This is a genomic window from Streptomyces sp. KR55, assembly GCF_052245645.1.
GTDB classification, from domain to species: Bacteria; Actinomycetota; Actinomycetes; order Streptomycetales; family Streptomycetaceae; genus Streptomyces; species Streptomyces flavusporus.
The window spans coordinates 1-8,067 of sequence record NZ_JBQQCE010000448.1 but is presented as its reverse complement, the minus strand read 5'-3'; the positions used below and the strand labels follow the sequence as shown (position 1 = coordinate 8,067).

The 8,067-nt window shown below is 66.8% G+C and carries 6 protein-coding genes and 2 pseudogenes; 6 read left to right on the top strand and 2 right to left on the bottom strand.

Features of this window, described 5'->3' with window-relative positions; translation table 11 throughout:
- Positions 1-203: 203 nt before the first annotated feature.
- Positions 204-584 (bottom strand): hypothetical protein, encoded by a 381-nt coding sequence (locus tag ACTWQJ_RS41340; RefSeq protein WP_443311565.1) that lies wholly within the window; start codon positions 582-584, stop codon positions 204-206.
- A gap of 124 nt (positions 585-708) precedes the next feature.
- Between ACTWQJ_RS41340 and ACTWQJ_RS41335 the strand changes: the two are divergent.
- The 6 genes and pseudogenes from ACTWQJ_RS41335 to ACTWQJ_RS41310 form a co-directional block, all read left to right on the top strand.
- Positions 709-1,794, top strand: a pseudogene (locus ACTWQJ_RS41335) (IS1380 family transposase); the annotation flags it as partial.
- 202 nt (positions 1,795-1,996) lie between these two features.
- Positions 1,997-2,509: a hypothetical protein gene (locus ACTWQJ_RS41330; protein ID WP_443311564.1), complete on the top strand. Its 513-nt coding sequence runs from the start codon at positions 1,997-1,999 to the stop codon at positions 2,507-2,509.
- 287 nt (positions 2,510-2,796) lie between these two features.
- Positions 2,797-3,297: an ImmA/IrrE family metallo-endopeptidase gene (locus ACTWQJ_RS41325; RefSeq protein WP_443311563.1), complete on the top strand. Its 501-nt coding sequence runs from the start codon at positions 2,797-2,799 to the stop codon at positions 3,295-3,297.
- 28 nt (positions 3,298-3,325) lie between these two features.
- Entirely contained in the window at positions 3,326-4,600 is a 1,275-nt protein-coding gene (locus tag ACTWQJ_RS41320; RefSeq protein ID WP_443311562.1) for an MAB_1171c family putative transporter, read from the top strand.
- Positions 4,601-4,864: 264 nt separating this feature from the next.
- Positions 4,865-5,998 carry an NAD(P)/FAD-dependent oxidoreductase gene (locus ACTWQJ_RS41315; protein WP_443311561.1) on the top strand — a complete coding sequence of 378 codons (1,134 nt, stop codon included), beginning with the start codon at positions 4,865-4,867 and terminating at the stop codon, positions 5,996-5,998.
- Between the two features lie 21 nt (positions 5,999-6,019).
- Complete coding sequence (locus ACTWQJ_RS41310) at positions 6,020-6,943, top strand: squalene/phytoene synthase family protein (protein WP_443311560.1); 924 nt, start codon at positions 6,020-6,022, stop codon at positions 6,941-6,943.
- Between the two features lie 36 nt (positions 6,944-6,979).
- Here the strand turns inward: ACTWQJ_RS41310 and ACTWQJ_RS41305 are convergent.
- Positions 6,980-7,941 (bottom strand): annotated as a pseudogene (locus ACTWQJ_RS41305) (IS5 family transposase).
- Positions 7,942-8,067 lie beyond the last annotated feature (126 nt).

The window sequence follows — 8,067 nt, the reverse complement described above, 5'->3', positions numbered from 1 at the left end:
TGAGCTGGAGGTATACCTCCCGTTCACGCGTCAGCCGACGGCCGCCCCCACCACGTCTGTCCTCGCGAATCTCGAAGTCCATCGCACCCCTTGAGCTGGGGTGTTGCGACGACCACTAGAACTCAAGTACATCGCCCGGGGCACAGCCATGTGGTGTAACAGATCGCGGCCGTTGACGTTCGGGGAGTGAAAGGGGTTGCGCTTTACGTCGACCCCGCAGTGATCCGAAGGAACGGTGACGACCGCGACAGCCCCCCCTTTCGCCCGAGACCGGCCGCTCTCAGCTGCAAGAGAGCCTGTTCTCCTGGCTCAAGCCCGAGGCGACCGAACCTGAGCAGAAGACCGCTTCCCCGCCGGAGCCACCGGCCTCCGAGGAGGAGGCTCCGGACCTGTCCCACGTCTGGGTCGTAGCGGCCGAGATCGAGGTCACCCCGAAGATCGCGAGCGTCGCCGACTACCGTGGCAGCTTCAAGGCCTCCGAGGGGCAGCGCGTTGACGCGCTCGAGGTGTATTGCAAGGGTTGCCGCCGCCCGTTCGACGAGGTCAAGGGCGACGACTGCGCCGCCAAGATCGACAACACGCACTTGATCGGCGGAGACCAGAGCAGGCGCGCGAAGCGGAAGATCCCCACGCCTCCGGCGAACGCGCGGATCATCCCCGGCGGCACGATCAACCGGCGCGGCATCGGCGCCTACATGTCGGGGGTGTCCCGCCCCAAGCCGGCTCATCGACACACTCGCCGCTGGCGGCAAGCGGGCCCTGGCGGCGATCCGCGCCGCCCGGGCCGAAGTACGCGAACACGTCTGGACGTTGGCCGGTGACACAGCGCCGGACGCCGGTGGGCAGGTGATCGTGGACCTGGACGGGGTGCTGGTCATCGCGCACTCCGACAAGCAGGACGCGGCCGCGACCTGGAAGAAGACGTTCGGGCACCACCCGCTGATGGGGTTCGCCGACCACGGCCGCGGCGGGTCCGGGGAACCGGTCGTGGGCCTGCTGCGGCCCGGGAACGCCGGCTCCAATACCGCCGTCGACCACATCGAGGCCGCGAGGCTGGCCCTGTCCCAGTTGCCCAAGAAGTACCGGCGCGGACGGCAGACGCTGATCCGCTGCGACTCCGGCGGTGGCACCCATGAGTTCGTCGCCTGGCTGGCGGCCCGCGGGCGGTGGCTGTCGTACTCGGTCGGGATGACCATCACCGACGCCATCCACCAGGCCATGTTGAAGATCCCGGCGTCGGCGTGGACACCGGACGGCGAGATCCGCGACGGCGCCTGGGCCGCCGAGATCGACGCCGGCAGCGACTGCCTGACCGGCTGGCCCAAGGGGATACGGCTGATCGTCCGCAAGGAACGCCCGCACCCCGGTGCCCAGTTGCGCTTCACCGATGCCGATGGGATGCGCCTGACCTGCTTCGCCACCAACACCACCGGCCAGAAGATCGCGGAGCTGGAGCTGCGGCACCGTCAGCGGGCCCGCGCTGAGGACCGCATCCGCGCCGCCCGCTCCACCGACCTGCGCAACCTGCCCCTGCACGACGCCGCGCAGAACCAGATCTGGCTGGAGATCGTCCAGATCGCCCTCGACCTGCTCGCCTGGATGCCGATGCTCGCCCTGACCGGCCCTGCCCAGCTCTGGGAGATCAAGCGCCTGCGGCTGCGGCTGTTCTCCGCCGCCGCCCAGCTCGTCACCACCGGACGCCGCCGCATCCTCCGCCTGGCCCGGCACTGGCCCTGGACCCATGTGATCACAGACGCCCTCAACCGGCTGCACGCACTGCCGAACCCCGGCTGACCAGCAGCGTTCCCTGTCCCTACGAACCACACCACCACACCGGAGCGTGGAAGCCGGCGCCACCCGACGCGACAGCCGGGCCACCGACCTGCCCACCCGCAGAAATCTCCGCCTCGAACCAAGCTGAAAGGGCTCGCCAGCAAGCTGACGAACCCTCATGCAAGATCGAGGCTAGTGGTAGGCCATCGTGAGTGTCTCGGGCTTGACCAACGACGGGACTGAGACGGCTGTGGTGTCGGCCGCGCTTCGCGGTCACAACGCCGAGGTTCATCGTCGCGGCCAGTTGCTGGGCGGAGCCACGCTCGTCGACTCCGCGAACAGGAGGCGTTACTACGTTCTGCGGGACACCGAAGGGCGCCCGCTGACCACGACCGGCATTGTGTCCCTCAACGCCGGGGAACGGGTCCCCGTCTATATGCAGTTCCCCACCCCTCCGTCGACGATTGCGGAAGTCGCCTTCCAGTTGCCGCGGTTCGACATCGGCATCCTGAGGCTTTCGGGTGAGTCCGCCCATGCTCGTGTGCAGGTACTTCGCCATCTAAGCGCTGTCGGCACTGCTCAAGGAGTCCCACCGCTCTATCGTCTGCGGGTTGACACTGCGGTCCTGTATCGTCCACCTGGCACCTTGAAGGGCTCGGCGACGAGCATAGTTGGCCACGGGGACATCAACGGCGCCGTGATCCTGGTGGATGGCGGAGTCGGCATGGCGCGCTGAGGACCGCGGCGACGTGCTTGGCAGCCGTCCTGCAGCACTACCGCCCGTGCGGGATTCCATGTCGACACCCGGAAAGGTCGGCCAGGCAGGTGCGCCGCCGAGATACCAAACTGACGTTTTGTGAGTTTCTGGGGCGCAGGTCCCGACACGGTCCGGAGGGCCGAGAGGTGAACGGAGCGACGCACCATACATACGCGGATCAGGTTGGACCGCCTGACTCTTCCCGCCCCCGCAAGAGGATGGCAATCCTCCGAGAGCAGCTTGCCGTCCACCGCGAGATGCGCAGGATGGCCAGGATCATCCGCAAGGACATCGGACTATCGGGAGTAGAGGATATACAGGGCTTGGTGAAAGTCGTGGCCGCCCGACGCGGGCAGTCCATCAGAGTGATGTCCCAGCCCTTGCCGTCGGGTGTCAGCGCTTTCTGCTTTTCCACCCCAGCGCGTGACTACATCGTGGTGGACGAGACAGCGAATGAGCTGACCCGGTTCCATGCGATCCTCCATGAACTGGGGCATTTTCTTCTGGATGACGAGGAACAGGACTGCGGCACACATGCCGACGCGGACGACCCCGTCTCCAGAGAATTAGTTCAGCAGTGCGCGCCAGCACTCAACCCCGACGGCGTCGTAAAGATCTTTAGGAGATCGCACTATGCCACCGACAGGGAGCGGCGCGTTGAGGCCTTCGCCACGGTGATGCTGGAGCGTCACCTCGCACTGCGGCGCGGCAAGGGGCAGGACGGGCTGGCAGCTACCTTTGCTCACCGCAGGGGGACTGGTGTCTGATTCCCTAGTCACCATCATCTACCTGCTCATGGCTGCCGCGTTCTTGTTCCTGGCAGCGTGGAAGGGCATCGCCTTCCGGCGCGAGCCCACACCCACACTCGCCCTTATGACCGCCAACCTCACCGTCGCGGGTGCTACCTACGTTCTGGCCTCGCCGCTTGGCTACACAACCACCGGGTCTGCCTTTGGTCAGGGATGGTTTGCCACACTGCCGATCTACGTGGCAATTTTGATGTGTTTCGGTCTCTCGCAGCTTCAAACGATCATCTGGACATCAACTCGCCGGGATGGATCCCACAGTGCACGCACCGCACTCGTGGGGTGGTCAGCGGCCTACGCCCTGGCCATCGTGGTGATGACCGTCGCGTTCCTGAGCGCTGACCTCAGCGGCCCCGCCGACCCTTTGAAGTTCAATACGGAGCAGGCGGACGAGCCCTTCGTGTTGGCCTTCCTCGCTGTCTTCCTCACGATGCTCACCTGCGGAACCTTGCACACTTGGTCTCGCTCACGACGCGCCCGTCCCGATGACGAGGGCATCGCGCACGCTCTGGTGTGGTTCGGCCGCAGCATGGTCATAGTTTTCGGCTACGTGGCCTGTTCAGCACCTGCCATCGTTGCTGCCGCTATGGGACATCACCAGCTCGATTCCGTGGGCGTGCTCGGGTCAGCCTTCGGCGTCGTCGGGTGCGTAGGGATCTGCTACGCCATGTCCGGCGCAGCTGTGAGTGTGTGGTTGCGTGAGCGCCGAGACATTCTGGCCCTGGAACCGCTGTGGGATCTCGTGGTTGCCAGTGTGGACGAACGCCTCGCGTTCTCCGGCAGCGCGCGCCCGAACCGGGTCTTAAATGTCCGCTTCAGCCTGCACCGGCGAATCATCGAGATTCTCGACGGCATCCGGGCGCTGCGGCCATGGATGACTGACGAGGCTGCCAAGGCACTTGAGGGACTGCACAGCGAAGCCCTCAGGGATGAATCCGTCCGTGAAAGGGTGGGGTTGGGTGAGAGGGGTCTTTCGGCCCAAGAACTGGAGGCTGCTGTCACGGCAGCCGTGCTGCAGCACGCGGTCGGCCGCCTCCAAGACGCCCGCACGCAGAGTGGCGATGCCGCCGACGCGACACCGTCTCCCCACCGGGCTGTGTACACGCTTCCCGGACAGGCCACGGCGGCAGATGAGGAAAGGACACGCCTGATCCGCGTAGCGGGTGCTCTGGCAACCCCACTCGTGCGGATCTCGGTGCACGGCCTGCAGGGGCCGAGCGCCGATGGTGAACTGCCATCCCGGGCAGATGCAGAGGCCAGGTAGGCTCGGCCCGAGCTCAGCTGCGCCTGGAAGGGCGCGCACCAATGGACCAGTGCCGGGCCGTGGCAGGCCCCTGGGGGGAGAAGCGTGCGCAGGGCTGTTGTTATCGGGGGAAGTTTCGGCGGCCTGTTCGCCGCACGGGTGCTGAGGGACTTCGCCGAAGACGTTGTCGTCCTAGAGCCAGACTCCCTGCACGACGAGGGAACCGGCCCTGGCGCCCCCCATCGGCAGCAGCTGCATGCTCTCCTTGCTATGGGGCACCGACAGTTGGAACGCTGGTTTCCCGGAATCACGGACGACCTGGTGTCCGGCGGCGCCCGCCTCGGCAAGGGGCCAGCGATCCAGTTTTATGTTGACGGCGCGCTCAAGGCTCCAGTGGACGACGCCCAGATGATCGGCGCCACACGCCCCTTCCTTGAGCGGAGCGTACGCAAGCACGTTGGCTCCCTCCCGGGGGTGCGATTCGTAACGGGCCGGGCCAGCGGCCTGCTCCTGCCTCATAACCGCGTTCGGGGGGTCCGGTTCCGCAGCGAGGGGGACGGTGCAACGCATGAGCTGGAGGCCGACCTCGTCGTTGACGCCATGGGGCGCTCAAGCCGCCTTGGCTCGTGGCTTGAGCAAGCGGGCTGGCCGGCCCCGTCTCTGGAGCGGATGAGGGTCGATCTGGGTTACGCCACCGCCTCATTCCGCCGGAACGGCGAGCTGCCAGACACGGTGATTGCCCACTCCTCTCCTGGTCCGGCGTCCAACTACCAGCCGACGCTGTCTGAACCGGGGGCCCTCACCGCCGTCGAGGACAACAGATGGGCCGTCGTACTTGTTGGCTACGCCGACTACCGGCCGACCCGGGACCCCGAGGCCTTCCTCGCCAGGATGCGGCGGTGTGTCACTCCCTTGCAGGAGGTGGCCCAGACCTGTGAGTTGGAGGGTGGCATCGACACATTCCACTTCCGCGAGAGCCAGCGACGTCAGTTCACCCCTCTGCCACGATTTCCCGGCGGCTTGGTGGCACTCGGCGATGCTGTGGCGTCGGTGAATCCCATCTACGGGCAAGGGCTCACCCTTGCAACTCTCCAAGCCTCGTCGCTCGCCGCGCACCTGCGCTCCGGCGCCAACCCTCACGAACCCGCCCGGGGGTATTTTCGGCGAGCCAAGGTCGTCGTGGATGCCGCATGGCAGCTGTGCACCACCGCAGACCTGGCCCAGCCCCACGTGACTGGCCCGTACCCACGCGCCTATCCGGTCCTGCGTTGGACTGCGGATCGAATCGCAGAGGCGTCCGTCACTGACCCGGAGATCAACCGGGTCTATATGGACGTCGTCAACATGGTGCAGCATCCGCGCGCGCTCACACATCCGCGCATTCTGCTGCGTACGGCTCGCCGCCTTCTCACCCGCTAACACCCGCTCTCCAGGAGAACAGTGACCAGATGGTCCGCAGCCCTGGCCCACGCCGGCATCCAGGATCCGCAGCTACGTCAGGACTACGACGCTCAGCGCCGACTAGTCCGGCGGTTCGATCCCCACGCGTACCTCGCCGCGCGACTGCTGCTCCCACCGCGTCTTCACCCGCCAGTCGTTGCAGCCGTCGCTTTCATGCACGAGACGGACGAGCTGATTGACTTCGGGGACGTGGACACCCGCCAGGAAGCCCTTCGTTCGTGGGACCACGAGGTCGAGGAGGCCCTGAACCAGGGCTCTGGCAATTCCACGCTCAGGGCCTTGGCCGACACCGTGCGGCGCCATCAGCACATGGCTTCCCGGGTGAGGGACTTCCTCGACGGAGCATCGGTCGAGGCCACTTGGACCGGCTTCGCTACCGAAGGCGACTTCCAGGCCTACGTGGACAGGTACTCGTTGCCCGCGCTGATGCTCACGGCCTCGCTCTTCGCGCCGCCACCCAGGTCCGACCGGGACGCGCCCTTTCACCAGGGCTGCCGGAAGTTGATCGAGGCCTGGCAGCGCATCGATCACCTCGCGGACCTGCGCGAGGACGCTGAGGGGGGCAAGGTCGGCATCCCGCACCTCACACTTGCCGAGCACGGGCTGAAACCTGAGGACCTGCGAATGCAGCCGCCCGATGCCGCAGCGGTCGGTCTGCTGGTCAGCGCCCAAGCAAGACTCGCGGGCGATGCACTCAACGCGTGTCAGGCGCTCCCCGACCTGGTCGAGGACGAGTTCCGGCCGTTCGTGAGGGCCCTGATTTCCGTACAGAAGCTGCGACTTGAGGCCCTTCGACGCAAGGGCGGCGCCGTGCTCGAGGGCGGGGTGCGACCGCCTGCCGTGGCGACTGTGCGGGTCTTGGCTCGTCAGGCAGTCCTGGCCTGTCGGCTGCGTCGGCGCTGAAGATGGCGGGACCCTCGGTCCGTGAGGTGCCCCGGCCTAGGGCGCTTCTGATGGCTCTTGGACGGTGTCGCGGAGCCAGATGACGATCGCCGTGACGGTCAGGGTGCCGTTGAAGATGTAGTCGCGTTTGTCGTAGCGCGTGGCGACAGCACGGAACTGCTTCCACTTGCTCACGCACCGCTCGACGGCACTGCGGCGGCGGTATTGCGTCTTGTCGAAGGCCGGCGGACGTCCGCCGGCGCGGTCCTTGCGCTGGCGCTTGGCCCGCTGGTCATCGGGCTGGGCAATGGTTGCCTTGACTCCCCGTCTGCGCAGATAAGCGCGGTTGTCGCGGCTGGAGTACGCCTTGTCGCCGCGGACTCGATCCGGGCGGACGCGAGGTCGCCCCGGACTGTGTCGCCGGATCCGTAAGCCCTCCAGCACAGGGATGAACATGAGGCTGTCGCCCCGCTGACCCGGCGAGGTCTGCCAGGTCAGCGGGCGGGCCCGGTCGTCGGACAGCAGATGGACTTTGCTGGTCAGTCCGCCCCGCGAGCGTCCCAGTGCCTCCCGCCCATCGGCCTCCACACGCGCACCGCCCCTTTTTGCGAGAAGTCGCGCGGCGGCCGGTGGCGGGCCCCGGCCGCGTGCTGGTGCGCCCGGCAGGAGGTGGAGTCGATGTTCACCGCCTATTCCCGTGTGCGCGGCCGGGTCTCCTCCTCGACGGCCTTGGCCAGTTGGCTGTCGGGGTCGGTGGCATCGGCCTCGATCTGTAACTCTGCCAGGATCCGCTGCCAGGTCCCGTCCGCCGACCAGCGGCGATGCCGCTCGTAGACGGTCTGCCACGGTCCGTACCGCTCGGGCAGATCCGGCCAGGGCACACCGGTACGGGCCCTGAACAACACCCCGTTGATCCCTCTGCGGTGATCGGCCTACTGCCCGCCGGGCTTGCCGTTGGCGGGCAGTAACGGCTCGATCTTCTGCCACTGTGCGTCCGTCAGTTCATGCCGCCGCACCATAACGAGTTGGTGCGTGATAGCGGGTGGGCCGTGTCTGGCCTGGGGGTGGCCTGCTTTCAGGTGGTGACAGTACGGTCGGAGACAAGGCTGGCGATGGCTCGGTAGGTGTCGGGCAGGCGATCGCGG